This is a genomic window from Pleomorphochaeta sp. DL1XJH-081, from assembly GCF_049310885.1.
GTDB lineage: Bacteria > Spirochaetota > Spirochaetia > Sphaerochaetales > Sphaerochaetaceae > CAYZJV01.
In genome coordinates, this window is record NZ_JBMDYO010000001.1 from 827631 (window position 1) to 845976 (window position 18346).

General features: G+C 45.7%; 19 protein-coding genes. 10 read left to right on the forward strand and 9 right to left on the reverse strand.

Annotation, left to right across the window (positions count from 1 at the left end; all coding sequences use genetic code 11):
• Positions 1 to 97: 97 nt before the first annotated feature.
• From ACODJP_RS03815 to ACODJP_RS03830, 4 genes are read left to right on the forward strand one after another with little or no spacing between them, the layout of a single operon-like run.
• Positions 98 to 1033 carry a metal ABC transporter solute-binding protein, Zn/Mn family gene (locus ACODJP_RS03815; protein WP_422478630.1) on the forward strand — a complete coding sequence of 312 codons (936 nt, stop codon included), beginning with the start codon at positions 98 to 100 and terminating at the stop codon, positions 1031 to 1033.
• Positions 1030 to 1851, forward strand: a complete 822-nt coding sequence (locus tag ACODJP_RS03820) for a metal ABC transporter ATP-binding protein (protein ID WP_422478632.1) — start codon at positions 1030 to 1032, stop codon at positions 1849 to 1851. The genes ACODJP_RS03815 and ACODJP_RS03820 overlap by 4 nt, the downstream gene beginning before the upstream one ends.
• Positions 1848 to 2714 (forward strand): metal ABC transporter permease, encoded by an 867-nt coding sequence (locus ACODJP_RS03825; RefSeq protein ID WP_422478634.1) that lies wholly within the window; start codon positions 1848 to 1850, stop codon positions 2712 to 2714. Before ACODJP_RS03820 ends, ACODJP_RS03825 begins: the two co-directional genes overlap by 4 nt.
• A gap of 2 nt (positions 2715 to 2716) precedes the next feature.
• A complete protein-coding gene (locus tag ACODJP_RS03830) occupies positions 2717 to 3118 on the forward strand; it encodes a Fur family transcriptional regulator (RefSeq protein ID WP_422478636.1) in 402 nt (133 codons plus the stop codon).
• On the opposite strand, the gene ACODJP_RS03835 is transcribed toward ACODJP_RS03830, so the two are convergent.
• Both ACODJP_RS03835 and ACODJP_RS03840 read right to left on the reverse strand, forming a co-directional pair.
• Positions 3075 to 3962, reverse strand: coding sequence for a hypothetical protein (locus ACODJP_RS03835; RefSeq protein ID WP_422478638.1), 888 nt, complete (start codon positions 3960 to 3962; stop codon positions 3075 to 3077). The two genes, ACODJP_RS03830 and ACODJP_RS03835, sit on opposite strands and share 44 nt — an antisense overlap.
• Positions 3963 to 4042: 80 nt before the next feature.
• Positions 4043 to 4510: a hypothetical protein gene (locus ACODJP_RS03840; RefSeq protein ID WP_422478640.1), complete on the reverse strand. Its 468-nt coding sequence runs from the start codon at positions 4508 to 4510 to the stop codon at positions 4043 to 4045.
• Positions 4511 to 4625: 115 nt separating this feature from the next.
• Here ACODJP_RS03840 and ACODJP_RS03845 point away from each other — a divergent pair, with 115 nt between their 5' ends.
• Positions 4626 to 5447 (forward strand): ZIP family metal transporter, encoded by an 822-nt coding sequence (locus tag ACODJP_RS03845; RefSeq protein WP_422478642.1) that lies wholly within the window; start codon positions 4626 to 4628, stop codon positions 5445 to 5447.
• A 9-nt stretch (positions 5448 to 5456) separates the two neighbouring features.
• Here ACODJP_RS03845 and ACODJP_RS03850 read toward each other — a convergent pair whose 3' ends face one another.
• The gene (locus tag ACODJP_RS03850) at positions 5457 to 6704 is read right to left on the reverse strand and encodes a YihY/virulence factor BrkB family protein (protein ID WP_422478644.1); all 1248 of its coding nucleotides are present in this window, start codon (positions 6702 to 6704) and stop codon (positions 5457 to 5459) included.
• An 11-nt stretch (positions 6705 to 6715) separates the two neighbouring features.
• A complete protein-coding gene (locus tag ACODJP_RS03855) occupies positions 6716 to 7648 on the reverse strand; it encodes an alpha/beta fold hydrolase (protein WP_422478646.1) in 933 nt (310 codons plus the stop codon).
• A 182-nt stretch (positions 7649 to 7830) separates the two neighbouring features.
• On the opposite strand from ACODJP_RS03855, the gene ACODJP_RS03860 reads away from it, so the two are divergent.
• On the forward strand, positions 7831 to 8361 hold the full coding sequence (locus ACODJP_RS03860) for a metallophosphoesterase family protein (RefSeq protein WP_422478648.1): 531 nt from the start codon (positions 7831 to 7833) through the stop codon (positions 8359 to 8361).
• 6 nt (positions 8362 to 8367) lie between these two features.
• Here ACODJP_RS03860 and ACODJP_RS03865 read toward each other — a convergent pair whose 3' ends face one another.
• On the reverse strand, positions 8368 to 9705 hold the full coding sequence (locus tag ACODJP_RS03865) for a hypothetical protein (RefSeq protein WP_422478650.1): 1338 nt from the start codon (positions 9703 to 9705) through the stop codon (positions 8368 to 8370).
• A 60-nt stretch (positions 9706 to 9765) separates the two neighbouring features.
• Positions 9766 to 11526: an aldehyde ferredoxin oxidoreductase N-terminal domain-containing protein gene (locus ACODJP_RS03870; RefSeq protein WP_422478652.1), complete on the reverse strand. Its 1761-nt coding sequence runs from the start codon at positions 11524 to 11526 to the stop codon at positions 9766 to 9768.
• Between the two features lie 143 nt (positions 11527 to 11669).
• On the opposite strand from ACODJP_RS03870, the gene ACODJP_RS03875 reads away from it, so the two are divergent.
• Genes ACODJP_RS03875 through ACODJP_RS03890 form a run of 4 tightly spaced genes read left to right on the forward strand, consistent with a single transcriptional unit; the run spans position 11670 to position 16184 of the window.
• Positions 11670 to 12167, forward strand: coding sequence for a hypothetical protein (locus ACODJP_RS03875; protein WP_422478654.1), 498 nt, complete (start codon positions 11670 to 11672; stop codon positions 12165 to 12167).
• Entirely contained in the window at positions 12164 to 13180 is a 1017-nt protein-coding gene (locus tag ACODJP_RS03880) for a hypothetical protein (RefSeq protein WP_422478656.1), read from the forward strand. The genes ACODJP_RS03875 and ACODJP_RS03880 overlap by 4 nt, the downstream gene beginning before the upstream one ends.
• A complete protein-coding gene (locus tag ACODJP_RS03885; protein ID WP_422478658.1) occupies positions 13180 to 14478 on the forward strand; it encodes an iron-containing alcohol dehydrogenase in 1299 nt (432 codons plus the stop codon). Before ACODJP_RS03880 ends, ACODJP_RS03885 begins: the two co-directional genes overlap by 1 nt.
• 5 nt (positions 14479 to 14483) lie before the next feature.
• Positions 14484 to 16184 (forward strand): nucleoside kinase, encoded by a 1701-nt coding sequence (locus ACODJP_RS03890; protein ID WP_422478660.1) that lies wholly within the window; start codon positions 14484 to 14486, stop codon positions 16182 to 16184.
• On the opposite strand, the gene ACODJP_RS03895 is transcribed toward ACODJP_RS03890, so the two are convergent.
• The 3 genes from ACODJP_RS03895 to ACODJP_RS03905 are packed head-to-tail and all read right to left on the reverse strand — an operon-like array spanning position 16172 to position 18346.
• On the reverse strand, positions 16172 to 16777 hold the full coding sequence (locus tag ACODJP_RS03895; protein WP_422478662.1) for an iron-sulfur cluster assembly scaffold protein: 606 nt from the start codon (positions 16775 to 16777) through the stop codon (positions 16172 to 16174). The two genes, ACODJP_RS03890 and ACODJP_RS03895, sit on opposite strands and share 13 nt — an antisense overlap.
• Positions 16774 to 17928, reverse strand: a complete 1155-nt coding sequence (locus ACODJP_RS03900; RefSeq protein ID WP_422478664.1) for a cysteine desulfurase family protein — start codon at positions 17926 to 17928, stop codon at positions 16774 to 16776. The genes ACODJP_RS03895 and ACODJP_RS03900 overlap by 4 nt, the downstream gene beginning before the upstream one ends.
• A 52-nt stretch (positions 17929 to 17980) precedes the next feature.
• Positions 17981 to 18346, reverse strand: coding sequence for a hypothetical protein (locus tag ACODJP_RS03905; RefSeq protein WP_422478666.1), 366 nt, complete (start codon positions 18344 to 18346; stop codon positions 17981 to 17983).

Consider the following 18346-nt stretch of genomic DNA (forward strand, 5'->3'; position numbering starts at 1 on the left):
TTTTTACCAGAAGAGTCCAATTTTGCTAGCCCTAATTTTTGCAAGTCACTTGCATTTTGTATCAACCTTTCATATATTTCTGAAAGGAGTCCACAATATGAAAAAGACAGTAACAACCTATCTGTTGCTCATTCTGATTGGTATGATGCCATTATTAGCTAGAGGAACCACAGAAACAGAAGAAACCGAGAACCGAAAACCTACTATCGCAGTGAGTATTGTTCCACAACAGTATGTGGTCGATCAGATCGCTTCTACCTTTGTGGATACCGTTGTACTGGTTGGACCTGGGCAGAATCCCCACTCATACGAGCCTACCCCGCGACAGATGGCGACGTTATCCCAAGCAGACGTCTGGATAACCAGTGGTACAGATTTTGAAACGGCATTGATACCAAAAATCTCGTCTATGTATCCCGACCTCTTAGTCATCGATGGAACTGCGGGAATAGAATTCCGATATCTCGAAGAACACGATCATGAGGACGAGGAGGAAGAACTCCATGAGGACGAGCACGATAATGAAGGCAATCTCGACCGCCATTCATGGTTGGGAAAAGAACCCATGAAGATCATGGCACGCCACATTACCGATGCGTTAGTCACCATCGATTCCGAACATGCTACAACCTATAGGAACAATCTCCAATTGTTTCTCTCTCAAGTTGACGATCTATTCGCCCAAATGGAGATTGAATTGGCGCCACTGGCGGGAAGTTCTGTACTCGTATACCACCCCTCTTTCGGATACCTCCTGGACGAGTTCGGCATCGACCAAAAGGCTGTGGAGACAGGCGGGAAGGAACCGACTGCTAGAAACCTTTCAATGCTCATCTCTGAAGCAAAGGAGGCCGATGTCCCAGCAATATTCGTCCAAGCACAATTTCCTGTCAATGCAGCACAGAGCATTGCCGATTCAATCGGTGCAATGGTACTACCTCTGGACCCACTCGCATACGACTGGATAGAGAACATTAGACTTATAGGGGAGACTCTAAAACGTTCTCTCATAGAAGATGGAGGTTCACAATGAAGACCAACCGAATTGAACCACATAGCCACCCCGATAGGCCAATCATTCTACAATTCCAACACGTTCTATTCTCATATGGCAATGTCCCGGTACTTGAAGAGGCTTCATTCCATGTCCACGAGGGTGAGTTCGTAGCTCTTGTCGGTCCTAATGGCGCAGGAAAATCAACCGTACTCAAACTAGTCCTTGGTCTGATAGAACCGGGCAAAGGAAGTGTACGTCTGTTCGATGCGCCTGCGAAAACTGGACGGGAGCGTATCGGGTATGTACCTCAACATGCCGATTATGATCCTACTTTCCCTATCACAGTTGAGGAGGTTGTCAGAATGGGTAGAATTAAGCCCTTCTTACGAACCTATTCTAAAGAGGACCGCATAGCTGTTAATGAAGCATTGCAGGATATGGAGCTTACAAATCTTGCCCAGAGACCCTACCATGCGCTTTCGGGAGGACAGAGACGGCGGGTACTGGTTGCACGAGCCCTCAGTGCAAAACCAGATATGTTGGTATTGGACGAACCAACTGCAAATATGGATGCAGAGAGTGAAAGACGTCTTTTCGGTGCCCTCGGAAACCTTAAAGGAAAAACAACTATCCTCATAGTGACTCATGATACCGGCTTCGTCTCTTCACTCACTGATCGTGTACTCTGTGTTGGAGATGTCGGGCCGCAAAAGGTTGGTAGGACCATAGTCCAACACCGTATAGAACCCACGAAGGATGCACCAGCACAATTGTTTGGAGGAGAGGCTTTGAAAGTCTTACATGACAGCACGCTACAAGACAGTTGTTGCTGCTCCGATGGAGGCCAGTCATGAGTGGCTTTATAGATGCACTGTTCAATCCATCGATGCCCTTTGTGAGAAATGCTTTGTTCGCAGGTCTTCTTTCATCGATTTTGTTCGGTATCCTTGGCACCATTGTCACCGTGAGACGGATCGCTGGTCTTGCTGGGGCAATAAGCCATGCGGTACTTGGAGGAATCGGAATGGCACTCTACTTGGCAGCAACAGGGATTATTCCCAATCTTCCACCTATCGTTGGTGCGATAGTTTTTGCTGTACTCGCCGCTCTGGTCATAGGAATGGTATCCATGCGTGCTCAACAGAGACAAGACACTGTCATTAATGCGATTTGGGCCATAGGAATGAGTATCGGGGTATTATTCATGGCAAAAACCCCAGGGTATACCGATCCTTCGAGTTATCTGTTCGGTAACATCCTGCTTATCTCGAGCCGAGATCTGGTATTACTGGCAGCTTTGGATCTTATCGTGATAGTCTTAGTATGGCGCTTTTATCCACAATTGGAAGCGACCTCTTTTGATGATGAATTTTCCCAAGTCAAGGGAATTCCCACCAATGTAGTATTCTTGATCCTCCTCAGTATTACAGCCATTGCCATTGTCCTATTGCAAACCTTCGTAGGAATCGTCATGGTAATAGCCATGCTCACGCTTCCTGCCGGCACAGCAGGTTTTTCAGCACGGAATATGTTGTCAATGATGTTGATGGCTTGGATCTACTCCTCAATCTTCTCTATTGGAGGATTGGTTGCAGGGTGGTCATTCGATCTTCCCGTCGGTGCCATGGTAGTTGTCTTCGCAGGAGCAGTATTCCTCTCCTTCTCAGTGGCTAGGATGATGGCGAGAAAAAACCGAAAAACCAAGGAGACTCCCTAACCATGACAAGGGCGAGAAAAGCTACACTCACAGTTATTCAACAAGCCGAAAAACCGTTGTCGGCAGGGGAAATTCGAGAGAGGATAGATATCGTCTGCGATCCTGTCACCATCTATCGCACCCTCCATTATCTTGAAGAAAAAGGATATACCGATTCATTCGTTCTCCATTGCAGTGAGCATGGGACGGAACGGTACTATACGGTATCGGAGCAATCGGATTCTTTGTGTTGTCATCACCATTGGTTCCATTGCGAACAATGCCATACGTTCATTGACCTTGGGGATTGTAGGATAGAACCTCTCATAGAAAGTTATCAAAAGGATTTTGGACTGAAGGTCTCGAGCCACACCCTTTACCTTACTGGATTGTGCCCCCAGTGCGCTTCACAGAGAGGAACATGACCAGTGATGCTATGACTCCTATAACGAGTAAAACTGAAAATATGATCACCTCAGCTGTTGCAAGGTGAACACCAGAACGATACATCATCAACATCATCGCAAATAAGGCCATAGCCATCGTCGCCAACTTGATGAATAGGACTGCACCCAAAGTCGCACCCAGGGTGCTTTGTTTTATCATCAATATTCCAGTAATTATTGCAGCCGGAACTACTACACTAAGATCACTAGCTTGTATCACCAGTGTCGTATAGTGTTCAATACCAACAGGAGCGGTACCCTCCATTAGGGCAGGTACAATCCTCCCTATCCACATAAGCGCAAGCAATATTCCCATACCAATCAAATACCCTCCAAGAAATCTTCTTGGATACCCAACTTTAAGGGAATCGGCAACCTCCCGCTCCTCAAATGACCTAAAAGCTATGATGAAAGCGAACAGAGAAAGACCGAACAGTACTACATAGAGAAGAAAAAGTGCATTGTACATAGAAAGATATGAATATGATGCATAGGTATAGAGCATATAACCTAAAGCTCCCGCCTGTAACATTTTCCCGTGGAGACTTCCCTTTCGCATCAGATAGGTGCCAACAAGGAGCAAGGGTACGCCGATAAGAAGAGTAACTGCATCTTGACCACGGGCTTGTGCTGCACAAGAGATCGAATCACGAGCATAGAGACCGTTCCCATCCAATACAACTGTCTCACCATATAGAGAAACTACACTCTGAGGTATATCCCCTACAGGTGAATAGGAGAGCAAACCAAATCCAGCGGCTATCAAAGCTCCAAATGCTATCATTACCGACAAGACAGACAGGGAACGAACATGAGTTGACATACCAAATCTCCTTACCAGAAGAACCCTAGAAAGATATGGTTATCCTGTCAACAGAATTGTGGTAAAACGAACCACTTTCATCAATCGATTTTCCTCCGGATCGGCTCATCCCAAAGGTCCAAGGTATCCGCAATAATATCCACAAGTATTTCCATAACTGTGTCAATCTCCATGCTTCCCTCATAAGGTCCGAGCTCATCATGCTTGTGGGCATCGTAACGTGCGACCATGGCTGGCGAAAGATAGCCACCCTTGCCTCCAGTGAATTCACTGATCCGTTCTCCTGTCAATTGGGAGAGCACCCTGTAGTCGGTTTGTTCGATTACTACGCTCAAGATATGTCGATCATCCCGATCGAAAACCGCAAGGGCATAGGGGAATTGTAAGAATCCATCACCATGGGCATTGGAAGGATGTATCTGTTCGAAAGCCCGCACCTTTGACCGTGGCCAAATCCAGACCATCCCATATCGATCATGGGGATCGGGCATCGCTGGCCAACGTAAAGTATCCACAAGATCAAACTTCTGTAACGTATGATTTTCCATACCATGCCTCCCTTTTGCACTTTCTTGTGGAAACTATACCATATTATTGACCACATCAGTGGGAGCGCTTATGATGAATTCATTCCAAATCTTTTATATAAGGGAGCCTCCAATCATGCAGAGCCTTGTTGAACAACCGATTCTTCTCGCCTTCATAGCAACTTTGGGTACATGGGGTCTTACTGCATTAGGGGCTGCTATGGTTTTTTTCTTTAAGGAGATCAAACCACATGTCCTGAATATGATGCTTGGTTTTGCCAGTGGAGTGATGATAGCTGCCAGTTTCTGGTCACTGCTCGCACCTGCAATCGAAATGGCTGAGAGCATTTCCCCGATTCCCGCTTACCTTGTAGCGGCAATCGGTTTTCTCGGTGGTGCAGCATTCCTTTGGCTGGCAGACCAACTAATACCCCATATCCATATGGACTCACAAAAGGGAGATAAGGCAGAAGGACTTCCTACCCATTTACGAAGAAGCATCCTTCTCGTACTATCTATCACCTTACATAATTTCCCCGAAGGCTTGGCAGTCGGAGTCGCCTTCGGTGCTGCAGCCTCCGGCCAGAGTGATATAACCGTACTATCGGCAATGGCTGTTGCTATTGGTATAGGAATCCAGAACTTCCCCGAAGGAGCAGCTGTATCTGTCCCATTGAGAAGAGAGGGGCTTACCCGCAGAAAATCGTTCATGTATGGACAGGCTTCTGGCATCGTGGAACCCATAGCCGGTGTGCTCGGAGCTCTTCTGGTAACGACCATGCAGCCGATCCTTCCCTACGCATTAGCCTTTGCTGCGGGAGCGATGATTTATGTCGTGGTTGAAGAACTTATACCCGAATCGCAACAGGGAAAAGACCACTTGGGAACTCATCTGGCTACATTTGGAACAATTTTAGGGTTCACGGTAATGATGATCCTAGATGTGGCCTTGGGTTGAACATAGCGTTCAAACACGTTCCACAAGATTCGACACGCTGAGCTTTCCCAATGTTTTTATTCCCCTTTCATTTATCTGGGAGGCGATAGAGTCTCCTATCGTATCCAAATTCTGTTCCAGATAGACCTCTCCATACAGCACCTCAACCAATTCAACGACTTTCAAATCATCGAGAGGTCGAGCAGGTACATAGGCGGTTCGTGTAGGGTTGGTAGGGATGATAAACTTCTTTTCAACCAGAAGATCAAGCACTGAGTACAGTTGTCGTTCGTTCATGAGCAATCGATCTGTAATATCCCGAATCTTGGTCTCCCCTCCTCCATTTCGGTACTTTTGCCCAATCACCATCATAATATTCACCCCATTTGCCAATTGTTCAGCTGGTGATACCGGTTTAACCAATGTCGCTTTCTCCGGTTGGTACTGATGGACATAACTCACCTCAACAGCTCCGAGAATTACAATCCAAATCATATAGATCCAAAGGAGAAAAAGGAAAACAGCAGCAAACGAACCATAAATCACAGAATAGTCAAATCCTTTCGCAATCAGCATGGAAAACAGGGCATTCACTACATACATGCCCGCCGTGCCCACCAAGGCACCGATTGAAGCGCTGGCGGAACTGACTCTGGCATTGGGAGCTATCTTAATAATGAGAAAGAGGAATAGCCAACCTATTACCCAGGGGCCAAGAAATCGGATGATGATCAAAAATGCATTGTCATAGATATTCCATCCGAGGACTTTCACTACCCAGGAACTGAATAAAGACTTTACACTGATATAGGCACCTAAGAGGATTGCCCCCATGATCAGTACGACCAAGAAACCGGCTGAACGACGGACAACACTCATATTTGTCTGGGCAGATCGGTAGAGTTGGTTCACGACAGCCCAGACTTTATTGAATAGGAGGATAGAAGTTACAATAAATGAGACAAGACCAAAAATGCCCAATCCACTTGCATTTCCACTGAATCGTTCTATCATAGTGACCAGCTGTCCACCCGCCATATCTCCGAAAATTGCGGTAAAAAGCTCGGTTAGGAGATTATAGAAAGGCTGCAAAACATTGAATAGGGACAAAAATGCAACCAGGAAAGAGATAAAAGGTACAATCGAAATCAGCGTTGTGTATACGATGCCAGAAGCCAGAATGGATATACGGTCCTTGAGAAATTTGCCATACCAAACTTCAAGGAATATGATCAACCTTTTAAAGACAGATGGACCTGATGTTTTCTTCTTTCTCATGACACTTCCCGTTACCGGTTTTTTCTTGACTTATGGTATTCAAGCCACCTACCCAACAGCTTGTGGATATCCTCACGGTTTTTCTCATTAAGCAACTCATGACGGGCACCTTTGATGAGATTGATAGTCACCTCCCGTAATCCGGCATGCAAGTAGCTTTTATACACTTTCTCAACTCCTTTACCATACCCTCCCACAGGATCATTCGCACCACTGATGATAAGCATAGGAAAGTCCTTGGGAATTCTTTTCATAAGACGCTTACTATTCGCCATTGCAATGCCATCAAGAAGGTCAATGAAAAAGCGGGAGGAGCAAACAAATCCACAAAGAGGATCATCGATGTAGGCTTGGACCTCTTGCTCATCTCGGCTGAGCCAATCGAAGCTGGTCTTCTGTGGTTGAAAATCCCTTCCAAAGGACCCAAAGCTGAGATTATCCAAGAATGGGTCTGCTTTACGTCCACTGTTTTTCAATGATCGCATTTGCGCAATAAGTTTTCCGACTACTCCAAGCAGACCTTGGCTAGCACCTGTTCCGCTTATGATTGCACCTCGATACAATTGAGGATGCAATGGAATGAGAGACCGTACAAGAAATGATCCCATACTATGTCCCAATAGAAACAAGTCCTTTCCTGGATGGTTCTTATGTATCAATTCATCCAACTCATACCCATCCTCGACGACGCGTAACCAACCTCGCTTGTCAGCGAACCACCCGAGTTCATCATCACTGGCAGTCATTCCATGGCCGCGATGATCCTGGGCATAGACGGCTATACCAAGGGAATTGAGATACGTAGCGAACCGATCATACCGGGCGCTGTGTTCCGCCATACCATGGTATATATGCAAGACCGAATGGATATTATTGTTCTCAGGTAGCCAGACACGGTAAAATATTTCCTTACTGTCACTGGCAAGCAGATGGTTGGTTTCCATGTTTTCCTCCGCTCCTATTGTAAGGCGGGAATCGCTAGTGGGCAAGCTGATGATTGGCTGTAGATTAAACAATATCCCGCGTGAAAAAGCACACGTTGAAATTCGCTTTTCCAACGTGTGCATAAGTTGTGGATAATTGTCAGATACTTGCCTATCGTCCCAGAGAGTCGTAATCTAATGGCATGGATCGGATTTTAGTGTTTTCGGATATACATGGAGACATGCAAGCAATAGACAGGATCATCTCGAAAATTGAACATGAACAGGCAGACCATATTCTGTTCGCTGGCGATCTCGGAATTGATAGATTAGCAGCAAAAGTCTCGAAACTACGCCATCTCCCCATTGCATCTACCTTTGTTCGGGGTAATTGTGACTCCGCTTGGAGTTTTTCTGAAGCTGCCTTCCCATTACCTACTCAATATGCCGTTTTACATATGGGGAAAAGAATCATTTTTTTGACCCATGGACATCTCATTCCCAACTGGGAAAGTGCTCCTGTAGCACTTGCTTCAACCGATATCTTCGTCAGCGGACATACTCATAGAAGTCTTCTCGAACATCCCAAAAAGCAGCCAATTCATTTGAACCCAGGATCGGCTTCATCACCAAGAGATCGAAAAGCACCAACATATGCGCTGATTACCCCTGAAGGAATTGCCATAAAAATCCTTGCGACCGGAGAAATTTTGGAACAGATGAAATTGAAGTAAAAAAACCTATAGATGGGATCCTGCGGTAATCGCTACCTTTACATACGGTCGCCATACTTCCACCATTTTCAGATCATAAACACCGAATACTTGGATAGCTTCTGTGCTTCCATAATGTAGCCCTGCAGAAATTTCCAACCCATAGGCTACTCCTTGGTACTGGAGCCTGCCATCGGTAAAGAAACGTAATCCTGCTTGTACATCAGCCAAGAATTTTATCGCAGAGAAACTACGGACTCGTCCATTACTATCAATCACAGAATCGGTATCGTCCTCCATCACAAGCACACGTTTGAGACCTAGAGCGCTACTAACGAAGGGACGCATCCATCCCAGACTCAAACGGGAAAACTCATAATCGCCCCCGAGTGTCCATATGGAGACGATCTCCCGAGTCCTCTCATCACTACTCAGAGGCACCATCTTGAACATATTGGTAATGGAAAGACTCAGCTCATCAATAATCTTATAGCGGAGAGAGGTTGCCGTCATTCGCTCAGGAATGGTCATGCCCATGGAGAGGACGACATCATTTCGTTGCCATCGGATATTTTCTCCCAAATCAATATCGAACCCCAATCCTCCATAACCTTGTAAACGTTCGAGATACCATTGGTAAGTAAAGGAGATTACCCCAAAGTGCCAACGTAATAGCCCAATCACCCCAGTCTCACTCATCGTCACCATTTCATGGGTGAACCAATCGTCATACACATGAGCCCATACATACCCCAGACCAACTGCGAAATCACTTACCGAAGAAGTCGATTGGCCGACTGATATATGGGTAGAGACTGAGCTTTTATAAGAAAGTGCGTGGGAAAGTTCGACTTCAGCACGAAAAATCAAATCAGAGGAGGAGAACCAGGGAGCTTTCTCCTTGTACACGAACGCAGCCATAGATCCCACATGGGGACTCACTCTCAGATTATCACCTTCATAGGGCAAATCCACCAAAGTGATATCAAGCACTTCATGAACTAGATTCTGTGCATGATCCAACCCAAGATTTCCCGCCATAATGACACCCACGTAGGGAGCCAGATCGATCATCATATCGGGCTCTCCATCGCCTATATGGAAATGGAACAGTCGACCTCCTTGCAATATAAATTCATCATAACGCTTCCCCTCTTGGGATTCCCGATCACGAAAGGTCAAACCAAAGATCGATGAATAGACTTCCCATCCACTTTCGTGGTGGAAAAGTATCTGCATCCCATACGAACGCAAATCATCGGGGTTATCAGAGAGACCAAGTGTAACACTATCATTGAAAACAAGGCTGGATATGCTAGAGGGACGATGTTCAGCAGCAAGCGAAGAGACAAAAAGTGACAGCATCAGAATAACAAGAGGCAATTTCAGGAATATGATCGATCGAATAGTTCTTGTAGTCAGATTTCATTCCTCCTCGATCTCTCCCAAATCCAAAGTTCTCATCAGTTGGTAACGTGCCGCCATCTGTTTGAAGGGAATCGTGACCGATTGTTGGTGATTACTCTGTGGATCTATCATGAACCGTTGAGGAATATTCGCTGGATATCCCTCGATACCATTGATTTTACGTTTGAGTGATACAGCACGCCGACCAACATCGAGAATATTACCAGCAGTCGACCCTACACCCGTAAAATGAGAGACAATAGCAGCAATCAGTTCCAAATCTATGAGAGACTTTGCCTTGGATGGCCAGTACGACATCTTAGAGAGAATAAAAGCCTTAAGATTGTTTCCTCTCCCTTCAAATAATAGAGGAATGATAAAATCATCACACATACCGATAGAACGCATCATGGCAAGCAAATTTTCCTGAATAACCACCCATTCGGCTTTTGCACGCATACTAACGGTAGGTAGCCAAGGAAAGATCAATTCTGGTATGAGAGGAAAGTCCTCCCGCATTCCAGTGAAGAGAGCTTGGCCCCAAGCACCTCTAGGATCGAATGGAGTCATTACCCTACCATGGACCTGACTGTCTGTTGCCCTATTTGCAAGAGTCATACCGTATCCCGCTTGATGCCCTATCATGTCGATTATCTTGGGAATCCTCTCGGTATCACCATACGACAACTGAAGAGACTCATCATCGTCGTTATCACGATTTTCGCTCATCAAGCTACCAATGACAACTCCAGCAGCGATCGGATCCAATCCAAGCTCTATACACTGGACTCTCCACTGCATCACCAACATGGGGTCATAATTGCCAATATTCGATCCCAATGCCATCATCTCCAAAGTATTTGGGAGTGGCAAATCTTGTCCCCCGGGACGCATGACATATCGTTTGCAGCAAAGGGTGCACTCACCGCATGTAGCAACTTCCAAAGCAAACTTCCTCGCACATTCGCTACCACCTAAATGGAACATGCGGGGATCAGTTCTTTTTGTCAGTCCTTCGACCGCAGCAAAACCCTTCATACGGGCTATTTCCATGAGCTGGAGAGGCCCTGATTTGGAGTAGGCTTTGACATACCGACTCTTATCAAGCACGTTCTTGATTTCTGCAGAGACTTTCTCGAACTCCTGCACATTGAAGGGACTATAGGCGACTGAACCACTGGAAAGGACAATTGCTTTGATATGTTTCTGCCCAAGGTTGGAACCGAATCCATGACGGTCCAAAGTGGTTTCCTCACTTACCAAGGCTGCAAACGGCACAGCATTTTCTCCTGCTGGACCTATACAGATGACCGCCATGTCGCTATCTTCATGCAATTGGTCCAATGTTTCACCAGTATACTTGCCAATAAGTTTTTCAGAAGGTCGAAAATCAACCGAATCGGGGGTGATGTGCAAGGTCATCTGTCTTCTAGCGACACCCTGTAATATGATAGCCTGCCAGCCACAAGATACCATCGCGTGGGAAAAGCTGGAAATTGCTGTCGAACTTTCAACAAGATTGGATGCTGGACTACGACCGATAATTGAGAGTGTAGAGGAACAAGAAACTCCTGAACCGGAGAGAGCCCCAAGCGTGATACAGAGAGGTTGCCCAGCGACAGGTTTATCAAGAACGACATGTTGGGACCAAAGATAGAGCCCGAGTGCTTCACCTCCCAAATATTTTTCAAATGTGAAACCGGGTATGAGACGAACCTCCCATTGTTCGGTAGCAAGGTCGATTACGAGATATTGTCGTCCTCCGCCCACTTTCGTCATTTTTCACCTCTTCTTTCATCCAATCTATCGACAGCTTCCCCGCCTGTCAATCATGGGTATCCACTAAACTCCTTTAGGCCATCGTGTTGTACCTTGCAGAACACGATTACACCTATTAGAATGATGTAAGAGGTGGCAACCCCATGAGACGGCTTCGGGTCATTCATACATTGGAAACCCTTTGGACACGAATTGGACTTTCTGCCCAAATTGACCCTCTAGTTAGACTCGAATTGGATTCGATTCCAGACGGAACTATCATTTCCTTCAGTTGTCAGGTCGAATGCTCGGAGTATGTATTGGAGCTGGTCAAATCCGATCTAAAGTTTACCAAGGTTACCACAGACCTCCCCTCCCAGTCGAAGATCCGGATCCATTGTACATCATTCCAACGGTTATATGAGTTATTCTGCGCCAAAAGAATGCTATCAGAGATTATCGCAACGGGAGATATCCGGGTTCAGGGACCAAGCCCATTAGTGATGTCTCTCATACGACTTATCCAACAAAGTTTGCCATACACTGGAGGCATGAAAAAAGCGCGTGCGATTGCAAACGATGTATTTCCACCTTTGGAATACCAAAAACGGCGGATTCGCTATCTCTTCGAGAAGATCCGTACGAGAGGAGTGAAGACATGACGCCAGAATCAATACACGGCCCAATCTCTTCATTCCAAGTAGCTACACCAATCACGATAGGTAGAATCGCTCTGAATTCCTTACCTGGACTATTGGTCGACTTGGCGGTAGAAAATCCCTTCTGGATACTCCCAGACGAAATTGTTCAACAAAGGAGTATCAAGAAAATCCTCTCCCATGTTTATGGTAAAAGCCATATCGATTGGGAAAGCAATAGCTCAATCATAACCTCATCGACGAATGTTTCGGATCTTACAGAGATGGGGCAATATATTCGAAAACAAGGTCATGATGGAATCCTACTCGCAGGAGATTCCGATACATTGGGAAAAGGGAAAATTGCAGCACAAGAACTCAAGACAATTGTCGTTCCTTGTGGCGAGAGTGACTGCTCCGAATTCTCTGTTCAATTCCCCTCCCATACGATTGGAGACGGACGCTTGACGCGTGCCACAACACCAAAGAATGTGGCAAGAACCGTATGTAGTGCACTGATGCATATCTGTACATCCTTGCTGGAGAACGAAAATCCCATGTTGATGGGTATAGCAGAATCGGGTCTTCAACATGCTCACCAGACAATGGAACTCCTCCTTGAACCAGGGCTTACCGGACAACGATGGATCGATTGTACACTATTCGCGATCTCCACGAGCCATGCGGCGGGAATATGTGCACAAAATAGGGGAGAATCCACTATCATCAATTTTTGCAAACACCTGGCTATTTCAGGTCTTGCAGACCAATACCAAACCACAGCAGCAATGCTTCCCGCTGTATTCTCACTCATAGATAAACAACATCGCCCACTCTACACACATATGAAGCGATTATTGAGAGGGATGGATCCAATTGAATTTTCCAAGGCATGGCTCTCTTTGACCGAACCGAAAGGAACCGACCAAGTATTGCAGCAACTTTGCGGTGAATTGAAAAGCCTTTTTATCGATAAAGACCATGAGGAAGAATTGGTCTCTTTCCTAGCTCACTTTCCCATTGAGAGGAGGTCGTGATGAAAGCATTTGTCGACTACTCCCTTAAAAATCGGGTAAGAACAATATTTGGGAAGGATGCCGTGAGGCTACTTCCAGAGCTACTTGCCTCCCTTGGATGCCATAACCCTCTAATAGTAATGAGCAACGGTGCAGCATTGATTGGTGATAAGGATCTACTGGTATCTGGGTGGGAGCATCCTACCCAGACCCATGTGAGTATCCCGTCAAGTTTTTCTATTTTATCATCTGAAGAAATCACAAGCGAGACGACAAGAGAATTGACGAGACTCTTTAAAAAACAAGGCAATGATGGAATAGTCGCTGTTGGTGGCGGTACAGTAATGGATCTGGCTAAGACCGTAAAACTCTCAATCCATGGAATAGACGCGACAGACGAAAATAATGAAGGATTCACCTTACAGGTGTTTGACACTCCCTGCCCTCTCATTCTCATCCCTACAACAATAGGCTCTGGAAGTGGTGCCACCCAGGTAGCCTATCTGAACGATCGTGAGCATGGACGTATTTTGCGATTTGAGCATTTCAATCTATTACCCGATGTTACTATTATCGATCCTAAAATGACAAAAGCCGTTTCATCGCTGCAGACTGCAATGGGAGTTGCAGCGATTCTCGGACGTGCTATGGAGTCCTTGACCAGCACGCTATCTGTCCAACTTACAGAAACCTATGCACTTCAGGCTATTAAATTATTACAAAAACATGCATTCCGAATCGTACACTCCCCCCATGACTTGGAGGCGAGAGAAGGGATTGCTGTAGCCTCCCAAATGGCTGGATATGCAGCCTCTACAACGAAGGCTGGTATAGCGCACGCATGTGCAATCGTAATAGAGAAGTTTGTCGGAATACCCTATGGGCACTGTATGATGATCCTACTGCCCCATGCACTGCGATACAATTTACGTGGCAATGAAATGATCCTTGCCAAAGTAAGCAGTGAAATCGAAGTCTCTAAGGATGACGGAACCGAAGATGCCTCTACTACTGAATATGCCGCTCTCGCAACCATTGATTGGGTATCTCAATTTTTCGATAGCCTAACGAAATCACTTTCTACTCCTGCTCCTATGCGATTCCACGACATTAGAAAAACAGAGGGAAAAGAGAGACTGATCCGGCCAGAACAATTGGAAACACTTGCCCAGGCTATCCACAATTCTGTTGATTTACTGACCAGCCGTCATACCGCCAATACGCAGGACATCATCAGAGTACTTGAAGCTGCCTACTGGGGATATCCTCTCGACCAGGACATGGTTCGATACAAATTCAAACAGGATCTGAGAAGGTAATCACAATGGAGCACATTATCAATTTACGCTTTGGGAATAAAAAAATCGAAGTACCCTCTGGAACCCGCGTTTCAGCTATCGTCTCCCATGAACTCAAACTCAATTCGAGTACTCCATCTTATGGAGAGAATCCGGTGATTGCCCTGCGCATGAATAATGAAATCCTCTCCTTTGGTGCAAAATTATCGGTAGATGCCGATATTGAACCTGTAAGACTATTCTCCGATCTCGGGAAACGGATCTATAGACACACACTGAGTTATCTTCTCGCCTATGCCAGTGAAAAGGTTTTCCCACAGCGAAGATTGATTGTAGGTCATGCTCTGGGAGATGGGTTCTATTATACCTTCGATGGTATATACGCATTGGATGAAAATGATGTGAAGTTACTCGCAAAGGCGATGAGGGAACTGGTTGATGCCAACCTACCTATTCACCAGGGTACTGTCTCCTATAATGATGCATTGAGGCATTTCAAAGATAAAGGATATTTGGCTACAGAGATGTTGCTATCCTACCGAAATGATCCAACATTGGAATTGTTTCGCTGCGGAGAGTTCATGGATATCACCTATGAACCACTTTTGCCGTTCACTGGTTTGGTTGAGATTTGGGAACTCAAACCATATGGAGACAGGGGAATGCTTCTTCGTTACCCACTATCGAGCGACTTTCTCCATATCGCAAAATTCAGAGACAATCCGCTCTTGTTCTCAGTATTCAGGGAGAATAAGATATGGGGAAATATCCTCAAAGTGAATTGCCTGGGAGAGATGAATAATATCTGCGGCTCGCAGGAAATATTTACTTTCATACGTATGAATGAGGATCTGCAACATCGGAGAATTGCCCAGATTGCCGATATGGTGGAACAAAAAGGCACTGTAAAGGTTGTCTTTATCGCCGGTCCCTCATCCTCTGGGAAAACAACCTTCGCTATCCGATTGTCAATCCAATTACGTCTTCTTGGATTCAACCCTATCCAGATATCTCTGGATAATTATTACCGACCTAAGGACCAGGCTCCCTTGGATGACGAGGGGAAACCAGATCTTGAAGTGCTCCAAGCATTAGATCTTCAGTTATTCCAGCAAAACCTCAAAGATCTCTACGCCGGGGAAGCGGTAGATTTACCCAAATTCGATTTCAGGGAAAATGGAAGACGATATTATGAAGGGAAACCCATTAATCTCAAAAACAACACCATATTAGTCATCGAGGGTATCCATGGTCTCAACCCCATGTTGATTCCAGGAATCGACCGGAGCACGACATTTAAGATCTACATCAGTGCTCTCACACAACTGAACTTGGATGACCACAACCGGATTTCGACTACAGATAACCGCATACTCCGTAGAATTGTCAGAGACAATCGGACGAGAAGTACTACAGCCCAACAGACATTGGAGATGTGGCCTTCGGTAGAACGGGGAGAAACCCGCCATATCTTCCCATTCCAAAACCAAGCTGATGTAATGATAAACTCTGCCTTGGAATATGAGCTGCCGGTACTCAAACCTTATGCAGAGCCATTACTTAAAACAGTTAAACCTGAAGCTTACGACGCATATCCGACAGCCCGAAGGCTTTTGGGATTCCTTGAGAATGTGTATCCGATTCCGGCAGATCTGGTTCCAAGTGACTCGCTGCTACGCGAATTCATCGGCGGCAGCGAGTTCCACTCAGAGTGTCATACATCGTAGATATGCTTGAACTCGTCAAACAGTTGTTGGACCTTGAACTGGCATTTCCCACAGACGGTTCCATAACCGGTAATATCACGTAGCTCGTCTAAAGTCGTAGCCTCTTTACTCTTCACAAGCTCCTCAATTCTTTGGTCTGTAACATTCTTGCACTCGCAAATTACTTTCGCTACCCTCTTTTTATAGGGATTCTCTCGACCCTGTTTTTCCAAATAATCGTCGATTGAAGCTCGTAAAGCCTTATCTCCCAATACTGAACAATGGAATTTGTGTTGCGGCAAACCTCCCAAACGATCAGTAATCATTGCTGGAGTCAGCTGGTAAGCCTCTTCCAAGGTCATTCCGATTGCAATTTCAGACATCATGGAGGTACTAGCTATAGCACTTGCACATCCATACGTCTGCCACTTTAGATCGGTAATCTTGTCATCCTTGACAGTAATACCTACCTTCATTTGGTCTCCACATGCCATAGACCCTACGAGGCCTTCGCCATCAGGAATGAAAGTGTCATCTTCCCATACATTCTTGGGATTCATGAAGTGCTCTTTTACTGTATCTGTATATACCCAAACGGAACTATTCTTATTCATCTTGTAGAAATCTCCCTCAGCCGCTTTATAATAGGCGGCATTTTCTCGAGAACATAATCGATATCATCTTCAGTATTGAACCTACCAAGACTGAATCTGATTGAACCATGCGCCAATTCGACATCTAGCCCACTTGCCAGCAAGACATACGAGGGTTCCAAAGAACCGGTCGCACATGCGGATCCTGTCGAGACAGAAACTCCCTCGAAATCGAGCATCAGGAGAATTGACTCCCCCTCAGCTCCCGCAAACGAGACATTCAATGTCCCAGGTAGACACTCGGTAGGATGACCATTGACCACCACGTCAGGAATTCTTTCCTGTAATCCTTTCCTGAGTTTTTCACGAAGTCGCCATAAGGTAATTCGTTCTTCGGTTGAAGTCTCTATAACCAGATCGGCTGCAATTCCCATTCCTACAATAGCAGCATTGTTATAGGTTCCTGCACGTTTGCCGTCTTCCTGATGACCGCCCTTTACAAAAGCTTCGAAAGGTGCGCCTTTGCGGATATAGAGGGCTCCTACTCCTTTCGGTCCGTAAAATTTATGACCGGACAGGCTTAGATAGTCTACCCCCCATGCATGGACATCAACATCCATTTTCCCGATAGCCTGGACTGCATCGGTATGCATCAAAGCTCCGAACTCATGTGCCATCTTGGTGATCGTAGGAATATCCTGAATGGTTCCAGTCTCATTGTTCCCTGCCATGATAGACACAAGCAGAACATCTGGACCCAAGAGCTTACGGAAAGCATCCAGATTGACTTTTCCTGTTTTATCCACAGGTGCGTAGTCGATGAGATATCCCCTTTTCACCAAATAACGACAGGTCTCTATGATAGCAGGATGTTCAATTGTTGATGTGATGATACGTTTTCTTTTAGCACCATCATCAATCATTTCGCGTGCCTGCGCAAATACGGCATTATCGGATTCCGATCCTCCACTGGTGAAAATAATCTCGTGGGGATCGGCACCAATCATTCGTGCGACAGAATTCCTGGCGTCTTCAACCGCAGCTGCGGCAATCCTCCCGAATCCATGCATACTGGAAGCATTACCATAAAGATCGTAACTTCCCTGTACCGATTCAATGACCTCTGGGGCCATCTGAGTTGTTGCATTGTTATCTAAATATACTGTTTTCATGTACCTTCTCTCTTTAAAACATACGAATCTGGGACCCGTTGGGTCAAGTCACTCACTGAGTCACAATTAAAGAGGAAGGATCATCGTCTTCGCTGGAATCTCCACGATCTCCACTACGGGAAAATTCTATCTTTCTTCGAAGAGCAAACCGGAGATGTTTCGAGCGAGCCCATTGTACATAGGCACAGGATTCGGGTAAATATGATGCGAACATTGCGGCAAATCGGGAAACCCGTTTGCATCGGGATTGTTCTTCAAGTCGTTCAAAATAGATTTTGCACTGATGCGTCTTTGGATCATAGTGTTCACAGTAAGAATCCAGGTCATACATCACTGTCTTGCCGACAATGACCTTCTCATGACAACAGAGACCACAACGAGAACATTTTGCTTCCCAAGCAGCAGACGCTTGTCGCAT

Bases quoted from the DNA above. Each gene is read 5' to 3' on its own strand.
- ACODJP_RS03815 (WP_422478630.1), top strand. From the start codon at position 98: ATGAAAAAGACAGTAACAACCTATCTGTTGCTCATTCTGATTGGTATG.
- ACODJP_RS03820 (WP_422478632.1), top strand. From the start codon at position 1,030: ATGAAGACCAACCGAATTGAACCACATAGCCACCCCGATAGGCCAATC.
- ACODJP_RS03825 (WP_422478634.1), top strand. From the start codon at position 1,848: ATGAGTGGCTTTATAGATGCACTGTTCAATCCATCGATGCCCTTTGTG.
- ACODJP_RS03830 (WP_422478636.1), top strand. From the start codon at position 2,717: ATGACAAGGGCGAGAAAAGCTACACTCACAGTTATTCAACAAGCCGAA.
- ACODJP_RS03835 (WP_422478638.1), bottom strand. From the start codon at position 3,962: ATGTCAACTCATGTTCGTTCCCTGTCTGTCTTGTCGGTAATGATAGCA.
- ACODJP_RS03840 (WP_422478640.1), bottom strand. From the start codon at position 4,510: ATGGAAAATCATACGTTACAGAAGTTTGATCTTGTGGATACTTTACGT.
- ACODJP_RS03845 (WP_422478642.1), top strand. From the start codon at position 4,626: ATGCAGAGCCTTGTTGAACAACCGATTCTTCTCGCCTTCATAGCAACT.
- ACODJP_RS03850 (WP_422478644.1), bottom strand. From the start codon at position 6,704: ATGAGAAAGAAGAAAACATCAGGTCCATCTGTCTTTAAAAGGTTGATC.
- ACODJP_RS03855 (WP_422478646.1), bottom strand. From the start codon at position 7,648: ATGGAAACCAACCATCTGCTTGCCAGTGACAGTAAGGAAATATTTTAC.
- ACODJP_RS03860 (WP_422478648.1), top strand. From the start codon at position 7,831: ATGGATCGGATTTTAGTGTTTTCGGATATACATGGAGACATGCAAGCA.
- ACODJP_RS03865 (WP_422478650.1), bottom strand. From the start codon at position 9,705: ATGCTGTCACTTTTTGTCTCTTCGCTTGCTGCTGAACATCGTCCCTCT.
- ACODJP_RS03870 (WP_422478652.1), bottom strand. From the start codon at position 11,526: ATGACGAAAGTGGGCGGAGGACGACAATATCTCGTAATCGACCTTGCT.
- ACODJP_RS03875 (WP_422478654.1), top strand. From the start codon at position 11,670: ATGAGACGGCTTCGGGTCATTCATACATTGGAAACCCTTTGGACACGA.
- ACODJP_RS03880 (WP_422478656.1), top strand. From the start codon at position 12,164: ATGACGCCAGAATCAATACACGGCCCAATCTCTTCATTCCAAGTAGCT.
- ACODJP_RS03885 (WP_422478658.1), top strand. From the start codon at position 13,180: ATGAAAGCATTTGTCGACTACTCCCTTAAAAATCGGGTAAGAACAATA.
- ACODJP_RS03890 (WP_422478660.1), top strand. From the start codon at position 14,484: ATGGAGCACATTATCAATTTACGCTTTGGGAATAAAAAAATCGAAGTA.
- ACODJP_RS03895 (WP_422478662.1), bottom strand. From the start codon at position 16,777: ATGAATAAGAATAGTTCCGTTTGGGTATATACAGATACAGTAAAAGAG.
- ACODJP_RS03900 (WP_422478664.1), bottom strand. From the start codon at position 17,928: ATGAAAACAGTATATTTAGATAACAATGCAACAACTCAGATGGCCCCA.
- ACODJP_RS03905 (WP_422478666.1), bottom strand. From the start codon at position 18,346: ATGCGACAAGCGTCTGCTGCTTGGGAAGCAAAATGTTCTCGTTGTGGT.